Source organism: Sorangium sp. So ce128 (genome assembly GCF_051525245.1).
Lineage (GTDB): Bacteria > Myxococcota_A > Polyangia > Polyangiales > Polyangiaceae > Sorangium > Sorangium cellulosum_B.
The window spans coordinates 8,414,587-8,434,224 of the sequence record NZ_CP150313.1; the positions used below are offsets into that span (position 1 = coordinate 8,414,587).

The 19,638-nt window shown below is 73.9% G+C and carries 14 protein-coding genes; 7 read left to right on the forward strand and 7 right to left on the reverse strand.

The features are described from left to right. Positions 1-21 precede the first annotated feature (21 nt). Entirely contained in the window at positions 22-846 is an 825-nt protein-coding gene (locus WME82_RS31920) for a DUF3025 domain-containing protein (protein WP_438038388.1), read from the reverse strand. A gap of 346 nt (positions 847-1,192) precedes the next feature. Here WME82_RS31920 and WME82_RS31925 point away from each other — a divergent pair, with 346 nt between their 5' ends. From WME82_RS31925 to WME82_RS31935, 3 genes are all read left to right on the forward strand, one after another. Then, positions 1,193-2,074, forward strand: a complete 882-nt coding sequence (locus tag WME82_RS31925; protein ID WP_438038389.1) for an MBL fold metallo-hydrolase — start codon at positions 1,193-1,195, stop codon at positions 2,072-2,074. Between the two features lie 106 nt (positions 2,075-2,180). Next, positions 2,181-3,536, forward strand: coding sequence for an allantoinase AllB (gene allB, locus WME82_RS31930; RefSeq protein ID WP_437851185.1), 1,356 nt, complete (start codon positions 2,181-2,183; stop codon positions 3,534-3,536). Beyond that, the gene (locus tag WME82_RS31935) at positions 3,515-5,068 is read left to right on the forward strand and encodes an allantoicase (protein WP_438038390.1); all 1,554 of its coding nucleotides are present in this window, start codon (positions 3,515-3,517) and stop codon (positions 5,066-5,068) included. Before allB ends, WME82_RS31935 begins: the two co-directional genes overlap by 22 nt. A gap of 97 nt (positions 5,069-5,165) precedes the next feature. On the opposite strand, the gene WME82_RS31940 is transcribed toward WME82_RS31935, so the two are convergent. The 4 genes from WME82_RS31940 to WME82_RS31955 form a co-directional block, all read right to left on the reverse strand. Further along, on the reverse strand, positions 5,166-5,603 hold the full coding sequence (locus tag WME82_RS31940; protein ID WP_438038391.1) for a CHRD domain-containing protein: 438 nt from the start codon (positions 5,601-5,603) through the stop codon (positions 5,166-5,168). A 593-nt stretch (positions 5,604-6,196) separates the two neighbouring features. Next, a complete protein-coding gene (locus tag WME82_RS31945; RefSeq protein WP_438038392.1) occupies positions 6,197-7,414 on the reverse strand; it encodes a formylglycine-generating enzyme family protein in 1,218 nt (405 codons plus the stop codon). Between the two features lie 241 nt (positions 7,415-7,655). Continuing rightward, positions 7,656-7,997, reverse strand: a complete 342-nt coding sequence (gene uraH, locus WME82_RS31950; protein WP_437740273.1) for a hydroxyisourate hydrolase — start codon at positions 7,995-7,997, stop codon at positions 7,656-7,658. A gap of 56 nt (positions 7,998-8,053) precedes the next feature. Next, complete coding sequence (locus tag WME82_RS31955; RefSeq protein ID WP_438038393.1) at positions 8,054-9,487, reverse strand: DUF6986 family protein; 1,434 nt, start codon at positions 9,485-9,487, stop codon at positions 8,054-8,056. A gap of 225 nt (positions 9,488-9,712) precedes the next feature. Between WME82_RS31955 and WME82_RS31960 the strand changes: the two genes are divergently transcribed. Continuing rightward, on the forward strand, positions 9,713-11,968 hold the full coding sequence (locus WME82_RS31960; protein ID WP_438038394.1) for an alkaline phosphatase D family protein: 2,256 nt from the start codon (positions 9,713-9,715) through the stop codon (positions 11,966-11,968). 91 nt (positions 11,969-12,059) lie between these two features. Here the strand turns inward: WME82_RS31960 and WME82_RS31965 are convergent, their stop codons facing one another. Both WME82_RS31965 and WME82_RS31970 read right to left on the reverse strand, forming a co-directional pair. Continuing rightward, on the reverse strand, positions 12,060-13,325 hold the full coding sequence (locus WME82_RS31965) for a hypothetical protein (RefSeq protein ID WP_437740276.1): 1,266 nt from the start codon (positions 13,323-13,325) through the stop codon (positions 12,060-12,062). Further along, positions 13,322-15,319: a zinc-ribbon domain-containing protein gene (locus WME82_RS31970; protein WP_438038395.1), complete on the reverse strand. Its 1,998-nt coding sequence runs from the start codon at positions 15,317-15,319 to the stop codon at positions 13,322-13,324. The genes WME82_RS31965 and WME82_RS31970 overlap by 4 nt, the downstream gene beginning before the upstream one ends. A 191-nt stretch (positions 15,320-15,510) precedes the next feature. Here WME82_RS31970 and hisF point away from each other — a divergent pair, with 191 nt between their 5' ends. The 3 genes from hisF to WME82_RS31985 are packed head-to-tail and all read left to right on the forward strand — an operon-like array spanning position 15,511 to position 19,301. Further along, complete coding sequence (hisF, locus tag WME82_RS31975) at positions 15,511-16,323, forward strand: imidazole glycerol phosphate synthase subunit HisF (RefSeq protein ID WP_438038396.1); 813 nt, start codon at positions 15,511-15,513, stop codon at positions 16,321-16,323. Continuing rightward, entirely contained in the window at positions 16,320-18,884 is a 2,565-nt protein-coding gene (locus WME82_RS31980) for a hypothetical protein (RefSeq protein ID WP_438038397.1), read from the forward strand. The genes hisF and WME82_RS31980 overlap by 4 nt, the downstream gene beginning before the upstream one ends. A 33-nt stretch (positions 18,885-18,917) precedes the next feature. Next, complete coding sequence (locus tag WME82_RS31985; protein ID WP_437740280.1) at positions 18,918-19,301, forward strand: TerB family tellurite resistance protein; 384 nt, start codon at positions 18,918-18,920, stop codon at positions 19,299-19,301. Positions 19,302-19,638: the final 337 nt, after the last annotated feature.

A 19,638-nucleotide genomic window follows, 5' to 3' on the forward strand; every position in this document is an offset into this window, starting at 1 on the left:
GGCCGCGGCCGTCACTTACCATCACCTGCACAGGACGCGCTCGTCCAGGGGGAGGCGCGGGCTGCGCTCCGGGCGCGCGAAGCTGTCGGGTGACCGCAGCACGTCGCCGAGGCGCGCGTCGGCCAGCGCCACGAGCGCGGCAGGCGCGGCGGGCAGCGGTCCGTCGCACGGGATGGACTGCACCATCGCGTAGACCATCGGTCCGCGCTGGAGGAGGCTCTCGTACAGCGCGTGGCCGAAGACGAGCGCCGCGGCCTCGCCCCGCTGCACGGCGTCCCGCACCTCGCCGGCGCAGCGCTCCAGATCGGAGGCATCGCCGAGGAGGGGCGCCTCGCGCGCGTTGTTGTGGAGCAGCAGGAGCCCGCCCTCGTCGAGGAGCGCGAGCCCGTCCAGCTCGCGCGTGCGCGCCGGAGGGAGCGCCTCGGCGCCGGGGTGGAGGCGCGCGGCGATCGCCCGGTGCTGGCGCGCATGGAGCTCCGCCTTGGCGCGCGGGAAGGCGCCCCACACCAGCATGTTGAGGAAGTCGTGCCAGTTGCTCGGGCGCGTGGGCACGCAGCCCTCGACGTGGATGCGCGCGTCGTAGAGCGCCGAGGGGTCGACGGGCCCGCGCCGCCCGCGCCGACGAGGCCGCGGCTTTTGCTCCGCAAAGCGCACGGGGAACCCCTCGCCGAGCGCCCGGTTGTAGTCCTCTACCGGCGGCCAGCCGGCGCACCCCGCGAACGCCGCGGCGAGGGGGCGGATGGGCCAGTAGAGCCGGCTCTTCTCGTGGAAGAGCGGCTCCCAGGGAACGGGGGTGCTCCCTGGCGCGCCGCTCGGGTGCGGCGCAGCTCGGCCGGCGGCGCTCACGCCGCGCAGCGTAGGAGCAGCGCGGCGAGAGCTCAAGCCGCGCGCAAGGCGGCGCCGGGGCGCGCTGAGCGCGAGGCGGCGGCCACGCGGCGGGACCAGGGCCTCGCCGGCCGCCCGGCAGGCCCGCGGTGGACCGAGCGCACAGAGCTGGACAGCAGGGCGCCGGTGTCCCGAGACTCCCTGTCTCAACTCACCCGGTTTCCCGGGATATCCACGCTCGCCCTCATGCAGCCATCACGCAACGAGAGCTCGCGCCAAGCCTGGAGTGATGGCCGTTCGCCGTGGACGTGGCTGCGACGGATCTGCCCCCACGCCCGCCGCCCGCGTGTCATCCTGAGATAACGAGATGGCTCGCCTCGAGGACCGCCTGCCAGAGAACGCCCCCGGCGATTACTTCGTCGACCGGTCGTGCATCGACTGCGACGTATGCCGCCAGCTCGCCCCCTCGGTGTTCGCGCGCGCGCCCGCCGTCGAGCAGAGCGTCGTCGCTCGCCAGCCCGCGACGCCGGACGAGCACCTCCGCGCGGCCATGGCGCTGGTGTCGTGTCCGACCGCCTCCATCGGCACCTCCGCACCGGCGGCGGGGATGGCCGCCGCGACCTTCTCCTTCCCCGAGCCGATCGACGAGGATGTCTATTATTGCGGCTATACCTCGTCGTCCTCGTTTGGCGCGGCGAGCTACCTCATCCTGCGACCGGAGGGCAACGTGCTCGTCGACTCGCCCCGCGCCGCCAGGCCGCTCATGAAGCGCATCCGCGAGCTCGGCGGCGTCCGGACCCTGGTGCTCACCCACCGCGACGACGTCGCCGATCACCGGATCTTCCGCGACAACTTCGGGTGCGATCGCGTGATCCACGAGGACGACATCGACGACGGAACAGCGCTCGCCGAGGTGAAGATCAAGGGGCTCGACCCCGTGGCCCTCGCGCCCGATCTCACGTTGATCCCCGTCCCGGGCCACACGCGGGGCAGCGTCGCGCTCCTCTTCCGGGACCGGTACCTCTTCACCGGGGACCATCTCTTCTTCTCCGGCGAGCTCGGGCGACTCGACGCGTCGCGCGACATCTGCTGGTATTCCTGGGCGGAGCAGATCCGCTCGATGGAGCGCCTCCTCCAGCACCGGTTCACGTGGGTCCTGCCAGGCCACCTCCGCCGGTACCGCGCTCCCTCCGAGGACGCCATGCGCGCCGAGCTCGCCGAGCTCATCGATCGCATGAAGATGGCGTGACGCGCGCACAGGCCCACGCGCGCCTCGACGTGCGCGCGGGCAGGCGCGCGCTTCGGCGAGCGGCCCGCCTCGGTCCGCCGGGCGCCGTGGTACGATCGCGTCCCTGATGACGCCGGACCTCATCGTTCGCGGGTTGCGGGTGGTCACCGGGGGCGCCGTGCGGCCGGCCTCGGTGCACATCCAGGGCGGCACCATCGTCTCCGTCGCCGGCTACGACGAGCTGCCGGAGGGCTGCCCCGTCGTGGACGCTCAGGGCGCGGTGGTGATGCCCGGGCTGGTCGATGCGCACGTGCACATCAACGAGCCCGGGCGGACCGAATGGGAGGGCTTCGAGACGGCGACGCGCGCCGCGGCCGCGGGCGGCGTCACGTCGCTCGTCGACATGCCCCTCAACAGCATCCCGCCGACGACCACGGTCGCGCACCTCGAGAAGAAGGCGCGCGCGGCGGAGGGCCGGTGCCTCGTCGACGTGGGCTTCTGGGGCGGCGCCGTCCCGGGCAACGCGGGAGAGCTGGTCCCGCTGCTCGAGGCCGGCGCGCTCGGCTTCAAGTGCTTCATGGTCGACTCGGGCGTGGCGGAGTTCGGCCACGTCGCCGAGGCGGACCTCAGGGCGGCGCTCGAGGTGCTCGCGGGCACGGGGGCGCCGCTGCTCGTGCACGCCGAGCTCCCCGGCCCCATCGACGCGGCGCGCGCGGCGATCGCCGGCCTGGATCCGCGCACGTACGCCGCCTACCTGCGCTCGCGCCCGCGAGAGGCGGAGGACCAGGCCATCGCCCTGCTCGCGTCGCTCTGCCAGGCGACGGGCGCGGCGGCGCACGTGGTCCACCTCTCGTCGGCCACGGCGCTCGACATCCTGCGGCGGGCGCGCGACGGCGGCGCCGCGCTGTCGGCCGAGACGACGCCGCACTACCTGCACTTCGCCGCCGAGGAGATCCCGGACGGCGCGACGCCCTTCAAATGCGCTCCGCCGATCCGGGAGCGGCAGAACCGCGAGGAGCTCTGGGCCGCGCTCGCGGGAGGCCTCATCGATTTCGTCGTCTCCGATCACTCCCCGTGCACCCCCGAGCTCAAGCGGCTCGAAGCCGGCGACTTCGACGCCGCCTGGGGCGGGATCTCGAGCCTGCAGCTCGGCCTGTCGATCGTCTGGACCGACGCCCGCCGCCGGGGCATCCCGCTCGAGCGGCTCGCGGACTGGCTGTGCCGCGGGCCCGCGAGGCTCGCCGGATTGCGCCGCAAGGGGGAGATCGCGCGCGGGTTCGACGCCGATCTGGTGCTCTGGGATCCCGACGCCAGCTTCCGGGTCGAGCCGCCGACCCTCCAGCACCGGCACAAGGTGACGCCGTACGCCGGAGAGGAGCTCCACGGCGTCGTGGAGGCCACCTACCTTCGCGGCGAGAAGGTCCATGAGCGCGGGAGCTTCCCCGCGGAGGCGAGAGGGCGATGGCTGAAGCGAGAGGGGTGACGGGGCCGGCGTTCGCGGAGGCGCTCGATCTGGCCTCGGAGCGCCTGGGCGGCGCGGTGCTCGCGGCGAACGACGAGTTCTTCGCGCCGAAGGAGAACCTGCTCAAGGCAGGGAAAGCGGTGTTCCTTGAGCACGAGTACACCGATCGCGGGAAGTGGATGGATGGCTGGGAGACGCGCAGGCGCCGGACTCCCGGGTTCGACTGGTGCCTCGTCCGGCTGGGGCTGCCAGGGATCCTCCGCGGGGTCATCGTCGATACGGCGTTCTTCCGGGGCAATTACCCCGAGCACTGCTCCATCGAGGCGTGCGCGGCGCGGCCCGACGCGCGGGTCGAGGACTTGCTCGACCCACGGACGCACTGGGTCGAGATCCTGCCGCGCTCGCCGCTGGCCGGCGACTCGCAGAACGCGTTCGAGCTGAGCAGCTCTTCGCGGTTCACGCACCTCCGCCTGAACATCTACCCGGATGGCGGCGTGGCGCGGCTCCGGGTGCACGGCGACGCCCTCCCCGACGTTCGCCGGCTGGGCCGCCCGGGCGCGGAGATCGACCTCGCGGCCGCGGAGAACGGCGGGCGCGTGCTCTCGTGCAGCGACATGTTCTTCGGGGTGCGCCACAACCTCATCATGCCCGGCCGGGCGGCGAACATGGGAGACGGCTGGGAGACGCGGCGCCGGAGGGGGCCCGGGTACGACTGGGCGCTCGTGGCGCTCGCGGCTGAGGGCGAGATCGCGCGGATCGAGGTCGACACGAACCACTTCAAGGGCAATTACCCCGACAGCTGCATGATCGAGGGGATCGACGCGGCGGGGCGCTCCGCGGCGGAGCTCGCCGGCGCGGGCGAGTGGCGGGAGATCGTGCCGCGGACGAAGCTCCAGGCGCACACGCGTCATCTCTTCGAGGAGGAGCTCCGCGCGACGGGGCCGTTCACGCACGTGCGCCTGAACATCTATCCTGACGGCGGCGTGAGCCGGCTCCGGATCTTCGGCAAGGCGACCCGGAGCGGGGCGGCCGAGCAGCGGCTCCGCTGGCTCAACGCGCTCACGGAGCCGGAGGCCGAGGCGGAGCTCCGCGTGGCGTGCGGCTCGTCGGCGTGGGCGTCGCAGATGGCGGCGGCGCGGCCGTTCCGCGACGAGGAGCACCTCTCCGCGGCGGCGGCGCAGGCCTTTGCGCGGCTCGCGCCGGAGGACTGGCTCGAGGCGTTCCGCGCGCACCCCCGCATCGGAGAGACCAGGCCGCAGGCGGAGGCCGCGGAGGCGAGCGCGACGGCGAGGCGCTTCTCCAGCCAGGAACAGGCGGGGATGAGCGCCGCGGCGGTGGATACGCGAGAGGCGCTCGCGCGCTTGAACCGCGTCTATGACGAGAAGTTCGGGTTCATCTACATCGTCTGCGCCACAGGGAAGAGCGCGGACGAGATGCTGGAGGCGCTGCGCGCGCGGATCGAGCACACGCCGGAGCAGGAGCTGCCCATCGCCGCGGACGAGCAGCGGAAGATCACGGCGATCCGGCTGAAGAAGCTCCTGTGGGGCGGATAGAGCCCCGGGGCGCGGCCCTCGAGGAGGGAGCGCGTCGGGCGAGGGGAGCGCCGGCGCGTCGGGTGTCCGGGCGATCGGGTGTCCGAGCGTGGGGCGCTCAGCGCGAGAGCTGGCCTCGCAGCGCGCCGTCGGGGAAATCGGCGGTGCGCACGGCGACGTAATACCTCTCCGGATCACCGAGCAACGCGCTCAGATCGTCGCGGGCCGCGCTCACGCAGCCGCTGGAGCTGCCGCCTGTCGGCGGCATCAGCGTGATGATCCCGCGGCCCGCGCGGCCGGCGGAGCCCTCGTGGATGCGCGCCGCGGTCGCCGGCGCGATGCCGGCCACCGCGAGGTCGAAGCAGACCTCGCCGCGGTCGAGATCGAGCGTGACGCGGGCCGTGCCGCTCCCCTTCGGGTCGCCGGGGCCGGGCACTTCGTCTTGCCCCGTGAGCGCCGCCGTGAGCGAGCCGACCGGGCGCTCAGGCAACGCCGCGCGCGCCAGCGCCGTCGCGAGGAGGCCGGCGCCCAGCGCGAGCATCGTGAGGTATTGCATGTCTCCCTCCTGCACATCACGGGGATGTGCGATTCGAGGGCGCCACGAAGAGCAAAGACGACGCCGCCCACGCGCCGCGAGCCGCCCCGCACGTCGCTCGATCGCGGGGGCGGCGAGGAGGCCGCGACGGACACGGCGATTCGCCCCGATCGCCGAGGCGCGCTGGAGAGAGACAGAGGCGACAGCGGACCCGGATCGGCACACGACGCGGGGAATCGGCGTCGCCTGCGCGAGGTGGCAAGGCGGCCCGTGCTCCACACGGGCGGACAGGCCGCGGGCGCGGCCAGAGCAGCGGTGGAGGCATCCGCATGAGCACGCCCGGTCCGTCGCGGGCGGGGGCTCAGGGTTGACGACGAGTCCGCCTTCTGCCAGGAGACGGACGCGCGCGAGGCGCGCGGAGAGCACGGCGGAGGCACACGATGAGCACAGAGATCTCGAAGACCGACAACGACGACTGGACCATGCCCAAGCTCATCGCGCTCGCGTTCACGACGCTCCTCGTGGCCTTCTCGGTCATCTACCTCATCTCTCCCTGAACGGCGCCCGTTCGCCCGTTCCCCGGCGCGCGCCGGCCCCACGAAGGGCGGCGTGCGCTACAGCCTCCTGGCGCAGCGCACGCCGAGCGCGTCCGTCACATCGGTCGGGTCCCAGCCGGTCCGCAAGCGAGCGGAGAGGTCCTCCGGTCTAGGCTGCCACCAGCTGCCGCCGCGGATCACCCGCGCGGAGCCGCGCTCGACGTTCGCGCAATCACGGCACGGCTGGGGGTACGTCCCCTCGAAGTCCAGGGTCCACTCCCACACGTTCCCCGCGAGGTCGGCCTGCCCCCACCGACCATCACCCCTCGGCGATTTCGATCCGACGACGGCGCTGCCCGTCATGTCGAACACGGCGTAGGTCGAGTTCGGAAACGCGTTGCCCCACGGATACGCCCGCTGCTCGCTCCCGCCAGCCGACGCGTAGTCCCACTCCGCCTCTGTCGGGAGCCGCCCGCCGTCCCAGGCGCAGAAGGCGAACGCGACGAACCAGCTCACGCAGCTGATCGGCTTGAGCTCGTTCCCGCCCGCGTCGTCAGTCCACGAGTGCAATCCCGGGTTGCACTTCAGGTCATCCCTCAACGCCGCCTGGCTCGCGGGCAGACGGGAGTCCCACGCAGCGTCCCAGCCGCTCCGCTGGATCGCCGGGTGAGCTCCAGCGCCGGCCGCGGGTCGGCTCGCGGGATACGCCTCGACGAACTTGCGGAACCGTCCGACGGTGACCTCGTGGCGATCCAGGCGCAGGTCGCTCACCTCCGCCGGATACGCCGCGTCGTTGCTCCGGTCGTACCGGCCACCCGGAACGCGCGGGCTCGCGCAGCAGGGCTGGTTCCGATCCGGCCCGCAGGTCTCGCCCGCCCCGGTCTCGCCCAGGCGGCAGCTCGGCGGCAGGATGCACCGGCCCGCGCCGCACCACCCAGCGCAACCGGCACGACCCCACCGCCCGTCGCTGCCGCACACCTCGATGAGATCGCCGGCGCACCGCGCCTCGTCGGGAGAGCACTCGACAGGGGTCCCCCCGCCCCCGCCTGCGTCACCGCCGCCGGCCTCGCCGCCCCCGGCCGCTGCGCCGCCGGCCTCACCGCCACCCGTCGCGCCACCGCCGCCGGTCGCACCGCCCCCCGTCGCGCTGCTGCCAGCCCCGCCGCTGCCAGCCCCGCCGCCACCGACCGCCGTGCCCGACCCACCACCTGCTCCGCCGCCAGCGGCGCCAGCGCCGCCGTCGCCATCGACGAAGCTCCGCACCTTCTGCTCGCAGCCCGGCCCGAGCGTGGCCATCGCGACGGCCAGCCAGCCAGCACCGCGCCGGCGATCCCGAGCTTCACCCGAACGAATCCGTAGAGCGCCCACCGTTCACCCTCACAGTCGCCCACCGACGGGCACCCGCCATCGTATCATGTGGGACACCTCCTTCACCCCGCCCGACCGTCGACCTCGCGGCGCCTCCGGGCGCACCACGGACGGCAGGCGCGCGCGTCGCGCTCGCCGCGCAGGACGGCGCTCTCGCGCGGATGCGCGCTCAGCTGCCTCGGTACGTGGTGTAGCCGTGAGGGCTGAGCAGCAGCGGGACGTGATGGTGCTGCGCCGGGTCCCGGATCTCGAAGAGGATCGACACCGTGGGATAGAAGCTCTCGCATCCGAGCGCCGCGTAATAGGCGCCTGTGTGGAAGGTGAGACGGTAGCGGCCCTGGAGGGGCCGTTCGCCGGGCGGCAGCAGCCCCTTCTGCCGGCCGTCGCCGTCGGTCGTGCCCCGTCCGACCTCCCTGTAGGCGCCGTCGTCGCCGACCTCCAGCACCACGAGCACGCCGCTCGCCGGGCAGCCCCGTGACGTGTCCAGCACATGCGTCGTGATCGCGCTCATCGGTCCTCCTCGCCGCTCGGGCCCTCCGCGAACCGGGCCATTCCGGTGCTCTCCTATCACGCGCTCCGGCGCGCCACGATGGCCTGAAAGGATCGGCCCCTGAGCTCGTCCGGCGTGAGTCCGGTCCTCTCCGCCGCCTCGCCCTCCGTCATCGCCCCCGCGCCGATCGCGCGCAGGAAGAAGCCCAGGAGGCCCTGCCCCGTCGCGGCGTCGTCGAACACCGTCCCGGCGACGGTCGCCTGCGCGGCCCGCTCGACGAAGCTCCGCAGCCGCGCGGCGGCCGCATCGACGCCCTCCAGGAAGAACGCGTACGTGGCGGCGTAGCGGACCGGCAGCTCCGCGGGGTGGAGGTCCCAGCCCTGGTAGTAGCCGCTCTCGAGCGCGCGGCGAACCTGACCGTACTTCAGCCGCCACGCGCCCACGACGGCGCGACGGTTCTCCTCGCCCTGCTGCGGCGTGAGCGGCGCGCCGCCGGGGCGCGCGCGGTGCGGGCCGACAGGCAGGAGGTTGCTCGCGCCGTCGGAGAGCCAGAGCCCCGAGCCGGCCAGCGCGACCTGCATCACGTGCCGCGCGAAGTCGCACGCCGGGTGGGCGAGGTGCTGATGGGCGGCCGTGATCTCGCAGCTCGCGGTGTAGTCATAGGCCCCGAAGTGCGCCGCCACGCACCGCCCGCGGGCCGCCTCGACCAGCCCGGGCAGCGCGATCTCCCCGCGCGGGCCGATGATCGACGCCGGCGTCTCGACCATCAGCTCGATCCGGATCGAGCCGGCCGGCAGCCGCAGCGCGCCCTCGAGCGCGTCGAGGGCGTCGGCCAGGGCGGCGACCTGCTCGGGCGCGACCACCTTCGGCAGCGTCACCGCGAAGGCGTGCGGGAGCGCGCCGCCCGACGCGGCGATGAGCGCAGAGAAGAAGACGTCGAGCGTCCTCAGGCTCCGCTCGGCGCACCCGTCGCCGAGCGGCTTGAGCCTGATCCCGAGGAACGGAGGCAGGCTGCGCGCGGCCATGCCGAGGGCGACCTCGCGCGCGGCGGCGGCGGCGTGCGCGTCCTCCTCGTTTCCGGGGCGCACGCCGTAACCGTCCTCGAAATCGATGCGCAGGTCCTCCACGGGCTCGCGGCGGAGCTTGTCGAGCACGCGCGCGTGCACCGCGTGCGCGAGCCGCGCAGCCCCGGAGGCGCCCTCGGCCGCGCCCCCGCCCGCCTCGATCGCGGCCGCGAGCGCGAGGGCGTCGGCGCGTCCCTCCGGGAGCCCCTCGGCCCCCGGCAGGCCGATCGCCCGCGCGAAGACGGCGAAGTCGGGCGCGTGCTCCTCGACGGCGCGGAGGGCCACCGCCCCGAGCTTCCGGGCCGTGTCGGCCTTGAACAGGTGGGCGCCGCCGTAGACGGTATGGACCGGCTGGCGCGCGCCCGTGTGGTCGAAGACAGAACGCCCGCTGCGGAGGCGCGAGAGCGCGCCGCGCAGCGCTTCGGAGGAGAGGTTCGTCTGGAACATGGTGTGCTTTCAGCGGGTAGGGCGCACACGAGATGCCGCCTGACTCGGCACGTCAAGTGGCGCTCGCGCTCCTCGCGAGGAGGCGCCATGCTGCGACCCGCGCCGCTCGAGCGAACGCGAGGAGCGCCGCGCGCGGCGGCGGCGCTGCGCGCGCGACGGGGGCACCGGCGCCGCCGTTGCGCGCGCAGCGCTCGGGGTGTATCCGTCGTTGGAGGACTTGAATCGATGATGAGACGCCGAGACTTTCTTCGCGCCACCCTGGTGACCGCTGGTTCGGTGGTCGTGCCGACTGCCTGCTCCGATGATGGTGACGCCGTCGGCGCATGCGACGCGCACGAGGATGACGGGTTCTTCCCGCAGTCGGTGGCCTCCGGCGATCCGCGGCACGATAGCGTCGTGCTGTGGACCCGGCTCATCGATAGCAAGCAGCCGCAGTCGGATCTCAACCTGGCGCTCGTGGTCGCGCTCGACGAGGGGTTCACGCAGCTCGTGGTGCTCAACCCGAGCTCCGACAACGTGGCCACGGTGGGGTCGGGCAGCACGCAGCTCCGCGTGACCGCCCGGGCGGAGTTCGATCACTGCGTCAAGATCAAGGTGAACGGCCTGAGCCCCGGCACCACGTACTATTACCGCTTCTACTACATCACTGGAGAAGGCTGCGTCCGCTCGCGCGTCGGGCGCACGCGGACGGCGCCCGCGGACGGCGCGGACGTGCCGGTGCGCTTCGCCTTCGTGTCCGGCCAGGACTACATCGGTCGCTACTACAACGCTTATGTGGCCCTGGCGAAAGAGGAGCTCGACTTCGTCGTCCACCTCGGGGGCTACATTTACGAGACGACCGGGAACCCGAGCCTCCAGGCCCCCCCGGGGCAGCGCGGCATCTCCTTCTCCGACGTGGACGGCGCCATCGCCTTCCAGCCGGCGGAGGGCGCGGCCTACCACGCGGCCAAGTCGCTGAGCAATTACCGGGAGCTCTACAAGACGTACCGGTCCGACCGGGCGCTGCAGCGAGTCCACGAGCTCTTTCCCATGATCGCTGTCTGGGGCGATCACGAGTTCTCCGACGATGGCCACGGCGCGACGGCGGCCTATCTGGACGGCCGAGAGCCGGAGACGGACGAGTACCGGCGCAAGGCGGCGAACCAGGCCTGGTTCGAGTACATGCCGGCCGAATACCCGAATGATCCGAAGGGCGACGAGTTCCGCTACGACAGCGCGGTCGAGTACCCGGACGACATCACCATCTACCGGGACTTCTCGTTCGGGAAGCACGTCCACCTCGTGATGACGGATCTCCGCTCCTACCGCGCGGATCACCTGATCCCGGAGGACGCCTTTCCGGGGAAGGTCATCGCGCTGAAGGTGGACATCGAGGACGAGTTCAACGAGGCAGAGATCGAGGCGTTGGCCCCCTACAGAAGCCACTACATCGAGGACATCGACGTGTTGACTCGATACAAGGACGCGCTGGAGATCGCCGCTCCCCTGCTCGGCTTTGACCCGCTCCTCGGGTTCGCTCAGAACGAGTCGCCGCGCCCCATCAGCGCCAGCGTCGTCAACGAGATCGTCGCGAAGCTGAACGAGCAGAGGCCCGAGACCGAGCAGGTGCCCCTCATCAGCGCAAGCGAGATGAGCTTCATGGACGTCGGGTTCGCCTACGCCGATCTCGGAAAGACGGACTATTACAGCGCATTCGGATCGCGTCACCTCGTCGTCAAGGAATCCTTCGACCCCATCTCGAGGATCGCTCTCAAGGCCGACGTGGAGCGGGGCGTCGTCATGGGAGACGCGCAGAGAGCCTGGTTCAAGAAGACGATGGAGGACTCCCGGAGCACCTGGAAGGTATGGGGGAACGAATACCCCCTTTCACAGCTCGTCCTCGCCCACACAACGCCACCCGCGGAGCCCGAGCAGGAGTCGCTCACCCGGCACTTCTACCTGAGCTGTGACGGCTGGGACGGCTTCCGCAAGGAACGGGACGAGCTCATCGGGATGCTCGCCGCGGTCGAGGGCAACGTGGTGTCGATCACCGGCGAGCTCGGCGCCTTCCTCGCAGGGACGGCCGCCGTGGAGGGCGCCACGGCCAAGATCGTGGAATTCGGCGGCGCCGCGATCTCGTCGGCCACGTACCGCTCGGTGCTGACGAAGCAGCTGGCGAGCCATCCGACGCTGAAAGGCGTCCTGGAGGCGGAGGACATCGACATCGACGACAGCATGCAGAAGGCCAATCCGTACCTCGCCTTCAGCAACGCCACGAGCAACGGGTTCTGTATCGTCGAGGCGAATGCCGACGAGTTCGTCGTGAGCATGCACATGATCCCCGAAGACGCGCTCGCCGCCCCCCTGTACGACGAGACCGGCGCGGCGGCGCTCGACGAGCAGATCACGATCGCGCGGTACAAGACGAGGGCGGCCGAGTCCGAGCTGTACTGGGAGGACGAGGGCACCTGGAAGCAGTGGATCCCGGACACCGCAAGCTAGGACGCAGGATCCATCGACCGAGCTGGTCGGCTGGCGCTGCCGGCCAGCTCGGCCATCGACACGCAGCTCTGGGCACGAGCGACGGCTGGCGCTAGCGCGCCAGCATCACCACGGTGCCGTCACGGCAGGCGATCGCCATCCGCTCCTCGCCGGCAGGGATGACGGCGACCGGCGCGGAGCAGACGCGCTCGGCCGCGATGGAGACATTGCCGTCCGCCTCGACGACGCCGGCGCGTCCGCCCGCGCGCACGAAGCCGACGCGGCCGGTGCGATCGATCACCACCGGCGGGCTCGGCTTCGCGTCCACCGGGCCGAAGAAGCCGGAGAGCCCGCCGTCGGCGGGTGGGGACCCCGGAGGCCTGTCGATCGCGACCCGGAACGCCAGGTCGCCCGACGCGTTGACCCCGAGGAGCAGCCCGGTCGTCGACAGGACCACGGCCACGCCCCCGGCGCCGATGGCGGGCGGCCCGTCGAGCGCGCTGAAGGCCGCGCCGGCGCGGACCCCGGCGGTCCCTGTCGGCAGATCCAGCGCGACCAGGCGGCGGGCGTCGACGACCGCGAGCAGCGTGCGGGCGTCGGCGAGGGCCGCGCCGCGGCGAGGCACACCGCCGAGAGAGCCGAGCCGCCTCGGCGCGCCGGGCGGACGCCAGGTCAGCACCGCGCCCGACTCGGTGGTCACGAGCGTGCCTTCAGGGCCCGCGAGCAAGGCGCCCGTCGCGCGATCCGCGATCTCGGCGCGGGCGCGCACGGTCCCGTCCGCGGCGAGCTCGACGAGGGAGCGCCCCAGGGCCGCCACGAGCCCGCCGTCGTCGAGCGCGAGGGGCGTCACGTCGGCGTCGCGCCCCCGGAGGCCGAGGGGGACGGCGAAGCGCACGCTCCCCGCGGGCGTGAGCCCGACGGCGACGCCGGACGAGGTGATCAGCGCGAGGGTGCCGTCGCTCGTGAGCACGGCGGGCGCGAGCGGCGCGCTGTCGCCGATGCGCACGCGCCAGCGCTCCCGGCCGTCCGCGCCGAGCTTGACGACCTCGGGGACCGTCAGCGTGAGGAGGAGATCGCCCGCGGCGTCCGCGAGCGGCGCAGCGTCGATCCCGCCGCGGAGCTGCTTTCGCCACGCCTCGCGCGCCGGGAAGGGCAGCCGCGCGGCGGAGCGGCCCGTGCGGCGCGCGTCGAGCCGCTCGCTCGGGGCGAAGCCGCGGGGCGCGCCGACCACGATCGTGTGCGGCCGGCTCGTGTCGACCGCGTCGGCGAAGGCGAGCGGCGCCGCGGCGGAGAGCAGGAGCGCGGCCGCGGCGAGGCCCGCCGTCCGGGCGCGACGCGGCCTTCTCGGGCTGGGCGCCGTGGTGCGCGCGGCGCTCATCGGCCGCCCTTCACGGTGAACTCGACCTGCACCTCGGGGATCTCGGCGCCGCCCGGCGCGACGAACGGCGGCGCGACGCTGCCGTAGGCGGTGAGGATGTCCCCGCGCTGGGCGGGGTTGTCGGCGCCATGGACGAGGCGGACCTTGCACGCCTCCGGAGAGCGCGGCGCGGCGCCCGGGCTCGCGCTCGCGGCGGCCGCGCCGCCCTCCTTGCAGCCGGACGCGGGCGGGATCGAGAGCAGGATCAGCGTCGCGTATCCCTGCCGGCGCACCTCGAGGGCCTCGCCGGTCAGCGCGATCGGCTTGCCGATGTGGTCCTTCCCGCCGGCGGCGAGCTCGGCGTACCCGATCGGGCCGCGGCCGGCGAACTCCTTCGCGGCGGCGTCGAGCCGGTCGACGCGGCGCACCGCGAGCTTCGCGATGCGCGGCGCCATCCCCTGCATCTTCGCGCGCACCTCGAACTGGGTCGCGCCCACGGACGAGACGTTCATCACGTGCGCGAAGGTGCCGTCGGGGCGAACCGCGATCGGGTGCGCGCCGGCGAAGATCTGCGCGCCGCGGGCCGTGCGCCCGGCGAGGACGAAGCTCTCCTTGTCGATGACCACGCTCGGGCCGGGCGACTCGATGGTGAGCGGGACGATGCCGACCGCGACGCTCACCATGCCCTGCTCGCGCGGGCCGTCGGGCGGCGTGACGGTGTACGGCACCTGCCGGCTCAGCGTCTTCGTCTCGTCCGAGGGCCCCGCGACCGCGTCGGTGACGTCGATCGACTCGATGGCCCGGCCGCTCGTGAGCGCGACCTCCTTGCCGTCGAGGATCACCTGCGTGCCCTTGCTCGCCTCGACAACGACCTGGATCGAGGGCCGCTCCCCTTGCAGCGTGCCGAGGTCGGGCCGGAGCCGGTAGGCGACGTGGATGGAGACGCCGACCGTCTCGTCGCGCCCGCTGCCGGGGCGGTCGATGGCGACCTTCATCCGGTTTTCGCCGACGGAGAGCGGGCTCGCGAGCGGGATCTGCGCGACGCGGCCGGCGGTGGTCGCGCGCCCCTCGCCGATGGAGACCGCGGTGCCGTCAGGACAGCTGTCGCACCGGAGCTCGATGACCTCGCGGCCCCCGGCGTCGGCGCGGGCGCGCGCGGTCACCGGGGGCGCGCTCGGCCAGAGGAGCGCGAACAGGACCGCGCCGAGCGCGAGCACGCCGCCCGCGACGACGACGGCGACGGCCCGACGCGACGTGCGCGGGCGCCTCTCGCCCTTCGGCGGCGGGAGCCGCTGCTTGAGGCGATGAGGGCGCATGAGCGCCGGGTTCTGCAGCGGAGGGGCGCGGAAGCGCGCCGGCGCGATCGTGGCGCCGAGCTCTCCGGCCGGCTGGTAGCGCGCGTCGAGCTCGGGATCAGGCTCGGGGTCGGCCGGGGCGCCGGGCGCGAGCGGCGCGATGCCTGGCCGGGCGACGCCGACCAGCGTCCGCGACACGGCGGGCAGCGGCACCGGAGCGCGCGGCGCCGCGAGGCCCGGGGCGATCGGCACGGTGTGGTCGAGGCGCAGCTCACCCGGGGCCGCGTGGAGCGGCGCGGCCGGGGCCGCGTGGAGCGGCGCGGCCGGGGCCGCGGGCGCGTCGAGGCGCGCTCCCGGGGCCACGGAAGCCGGGGTCCCGACGACGAGCGTGCCACCGGCCAGGCGCGGATCGGCCTGCGCTTGCGCCGGCGCCGCCCCGAAGATCGCGGCGGGCATGCCGACGATCGTGCGCGAGGCGGCGGCCGGCCCGCCGGCCATGGGCGGCAGCGCGGCCTGGCCGGGGCGCGCGCCGCCCGGATCGGCGGGGGCGGACGGCGTCTGTCGGAGCAGGTCGGGGAGCGTGACGCCGACCATGGTGCGGGCCGCGGGCTTCATGCCGTAGTAGCCGGCCGCTCCGCCCGGCGGCGCGAGCGCGGCGCCGCAGTGCGGGCACGCGATCGAGCCCTCGGGTACGGGTCTCCCGCAGTGCGGGCAGTGCATGGCGCCATGGTAGCGAGGAACCGCGGCGCGGTCAGGCTCCGGGCGCTGCGGCCGGCGCGCTGCGCCTCCCCGGCGGCCGGAAATGCGGGCAAAACGTGCGAGAGGCGCGCGAGGAAGCCCCCCGCGGCGCCGGAGCGGGCGCACAGCGCAACAGTTGGCCCTGGCGTGGCAGGTAGGCTAACGCGGGACGTATGCTCGCGAAGCGCATCATCCCGTGCCTCGACGTCAAGGACGGCCGCGTCGTGAAGGGCGTCCGCTTTGTGGGGCTGCGGGACGCCGGTGATCCGGTCGAGGCCGCCCGCCGTTACGACGCCGAGGGCGCGGACGAGATCACGTTCCTCGACATCACCGCGTCGCACGAGAAGCGCGGCATCATCCTCGACGTCGTGGCGCGCACGGCGGAGGTGCTGTTCACGCCGCTGACGGTCGGAGGCGGCGTCAAGTCCGAGCAGGACATCAAGGCGCTCCTCGACGCGGGGGCGGACAAGGTCGCGATCAACACGGCCGCCGTCAACGATCCCGACCTCGTGCGGCGCGCCGCGGACCGCTGGGGTGCGCAGGCGATCGTCGTGGCGATCGACGCGCGCCGGATCGTGGATCCCTCGCGCGTGGCCTGGACGGTGGTGACCCACGGCGGCCGTCGGGACACGGGGCGCGACGCGGTCGCGTGGGCCGAGGAGATCGCACGGGCGGGCGCGGGCGAGCTGCTCGTCACGAGCATGGACCGCGACGGCACGCGGGACGGCTACGACCTCCTGCTGACCGCCGCCATCGCGCGGGCCGTGCCGGTCCCGGTGATCGCCTCGGGCGGCGTCGGGACGCTGGATCACCTGCGCGCCGGCCTCGTCGAGGGCGGCGCCGACGCCGCGCTCGCCGCGTCGATCTTCCACGACGCCGAGTACACGATCGGCGAAGCGAAGGCGTACCTCGAGGCGGCGGGAGTGCCGGTCAGGCCGGCGCGCGCAGGCGGGCCGGGCGACGCGGCGGGCCGGGGGCGCTCGTGAGCGCTTGCGTCACGCTGGAGGAGGTCGTCGCGGCGGCGCACGCGCGGAGCGCCTCGCTGGTGCCGGAGACCTCGGGTTACCTGGCGCTCGCCGTCAGCGACGCGACGTCGCGCCTGCCCCTCAGGCTCGACGATCGCGCGGTGCTGCTCACGACCGAGGGCACCGTCACGGTGCGCACGCGCGGCGACGCGGTGGCGCCGACCGAGGCCGCGCGGCTGCTCCGCGACCTGCTCGCCCGGCTCCTCGCTGTGTCCGCTGGCAGCATGCCCAACCTCACGGCGACGGCGCGCCCGCGCCCCGCGCACGAGCAGGACCCGGAAGCTGTCGCGCGGGAGCTCGAGGCCGCGCTGATCCCGGTGAACCGCAACGCCGCCCGGCGGGCGCTGGCGCGGCTCGCCCGTGAGACGCTGCGCGCGAAGGAGGCCGGTCGGCTGAGGCGCCCGCGCCCGGAGGTCCAGGCGAAGCCTGCGGCGCCGGAAGCGGACGAGATGCCGCCGCCGCAAGCGGAGCAAGCGCGGCGCGATGCGACCGCCGCTGCCGCTCGCGGCGACGCCCCCGCTGCCGCGCGCGGCGACGCCCCCGCTGCCCCGCTGCCGAATCCCATCGTGGAGCTCACGCTCAGCCCCGGCCCGGTCGCACCTGCGGTCGTGGAGCTCACGCTCAGCCCCGGGCTCGTCGCGTGTGCAATCGCCGGGGTGACGCTCCCGGCGCCTGCGAGCGCAGGCGATGCTGCCGGGGCGGTAGCTGTCGCGCCGTGTCCCGAGAACCCGCCGGCGCCTGCGCACGCCGGCGAGCAGGTCGAGGCGCTGCCGGAGCCGACCCCGACCGTCGTGCAGGCGGTGGTTGAGCTCCATGGGGCCGCAGCGCCGGCCGAGATCCCGGTCATCCCGGAGCTCATCGAGCCTGCTCGGACGATCGCGCCGGTGGCGCCGCTCACGCGCGCGGCGGCGGAGATCGCTCCTGAAGAAGCGCGGCCCGTGCCCGCGCCATCGCTCGTCGTCAGCGGCTCCTCTGCCTGCAGCGAAGCGCTCACGAGCCCCGAGGGGATCGAGGTGCTCCTCGTCGACTTCTCCCCTGCTCCCGCCGCCGTCGCGCTGTCTTCCCGGGAACCGACGCCGACCGATTCGATCCTCGTCGAGCTCTCCCCGGATCCCGCCGAGGTCGCGCCGCTCTCGCAGGAGCCGACGCCGACCGTGGCCATGGCCGTCTGGGAGGAGAGGGAGGCCGCCGACGGGGCCGTGCTCTCGCGCCTGGCGGACGCGCCTGCCAGCGTGAGCGAGGTCCCGGAGTTCATCGAGACGTCGCGCGCGCCCGCCATCCAGTTCATGGCGGCGGACGCGGCGCTCCAGGTCACGCCGGCCTATGGCGCCTGGCCGCTCGTTCGTCGGGCACACCTCGCCGTGCCCGCGGTTCCTCGAGCGGCCGTTGCGCCGTTCGACGAGACACCAGCAGCGCGTCACACGCTGCCCTGGCCCCTTCCGGCGCAGCGCGACGACGACGCTCCGGCCGCGCCGCACCCGACGGCTCCGGCCGCGCCGATCGAGGCCTTGCTGGCGGCGGAGACCGACGGTCCGGAAACCGCGCACGCCGGCGCGCCGCCCGCGGACGCAGCACCCCAGGAACTGTTCGCGGGCGCAGCAGCTCCCGAGGAACCGTGCGCCGATCTGGCTCCCGAGCTGCCGCCCGCTGTTCTGGCTCCCGAGCAGCCGCCCGCGGATGCAGCTCCCGAGCTGCCGCCCGCCGATCTGGCTCCCGAGGAACTGCCCGCAGACGCAGCAGCTCCCGAGCTGCCGCCCGCCGATCTGGCTCCCGAGGAACTGCCCGCAGACGCAGCAGCTCCCGAGCAGCCGCCCACCGATCTGGCTCCCGAGGAACCACCCGCCGACGCAGCTCCCGAGCTGCCGCCCGCAGACGCAGCAGCTCCCGAGCAGCCCTCCGCTGACCTCGCGCCCGCGGATGCAGCATCAGCGCAGCCTCCCGCCGACGCAGAGCCGCAAGAGACGCCGTGCCCGGCGGAGCTCGGTCCCATCGATGCGATCGTGTGGAACGCCTCGCGGCGATCCCGGAGCGCGCGCCCTCCCGCGGATGGCGTCGGTGCAGGCGCTTCCCGGGTCGACGAGCTCGTCGCGCGCTTCGTCGCGCAGTCCGAGCACAGCGCGCAGCGCCGCGCGGCGCGCAGCATGAAGGCGCTCGCTGGCCTCGACCTCACCCTCACGCCGCCGCCGGTCGCTGCTGTCTCCGGCACCTCCGCGCGCGCCATCCCCGGCGCGCGCCCGCCGCTCGCCGGGGCGCTGAGCCCCGTTGCATCCGAGCGCGCCACGCCCGGATCCGCTCCGGTCGCCCTGATGGACGACGGCAACAGGCCGCCTTTGCCGCTGGTGGCCCCGCGCCGGCGAGGTCTGTCCTTGTGGCTTGCGCTCCTCGCGCTCGCCCTGCTCTGCGCCGGGCTCGCTGGGACGCTGCGGCCGGAGGTCTTCGCCTCGCTGACGGAGCCGCTCGCACGGGGAGCGCTCCAGATCGTCCCGCGCGCCGAGGCGAGGACGCCCTCCCCTCACGATTGACGTTGCCCCGGGGGAGCGACGACACTCGTCGTCATGCAAGAGCAGAGCATGGCGATCGTGAAGTCGCTCGTGAGCGTGGCGTGGGCGGACGGCGAGTTCCACGAGGCCGAGCGCGAGATGGTGGAGGGGCTGATCGCGGCGTTCGAGGCGAACGAGGACCAGGCGAAGGAGATCCGCGCCTACGCCTCCCAGCGAAGGACCCTGGACGACGTGCCGCTCGGCGAGCTCGGCGGCGACGACCGCCGCGCGCTGCTGCAGCACGCCGTGCTGCTCACGTTCGTCGACGGCGAGCAGCACGACGCGGAGAAGCAGTACATCGCAGCGCTGACCAAGAAGCTCGAGCTCCCCGAGCCGGAGTCCGCGGAGATCATCCAGGCGGCCGAGGCCCGCGCCCGACGCCTCCTGACCTTGCTCTGACGCAGCCTGCGCGGCGCCCGAACGCCGCTGGCCCGGCCTCCGCCGGGACTCCCGCTGCGACCTCGGCCGGCCGCCCTTCCGGCCGACGGGCCGCGATCCTCCGTGCTCCGGAAGGAAACCGACCCCCCCAGGCGAAGTCGCTCTGCCGATACGGCGCGCCGAGCGGTCATCGATCGCCGAGCAGGCTGCCCGCGCGCGAGGTGCCCCCGACAGCGTCGCGCGGCGCAATGCGGGCATCGTCAAAGGCGCGTCACACGCCGCGCTTCCCCCACCCACCGCACCACCTCCACACCTTCACCTCCATGCGGCATTTCCAGCGAGGAAAGGCCTTGGCGGG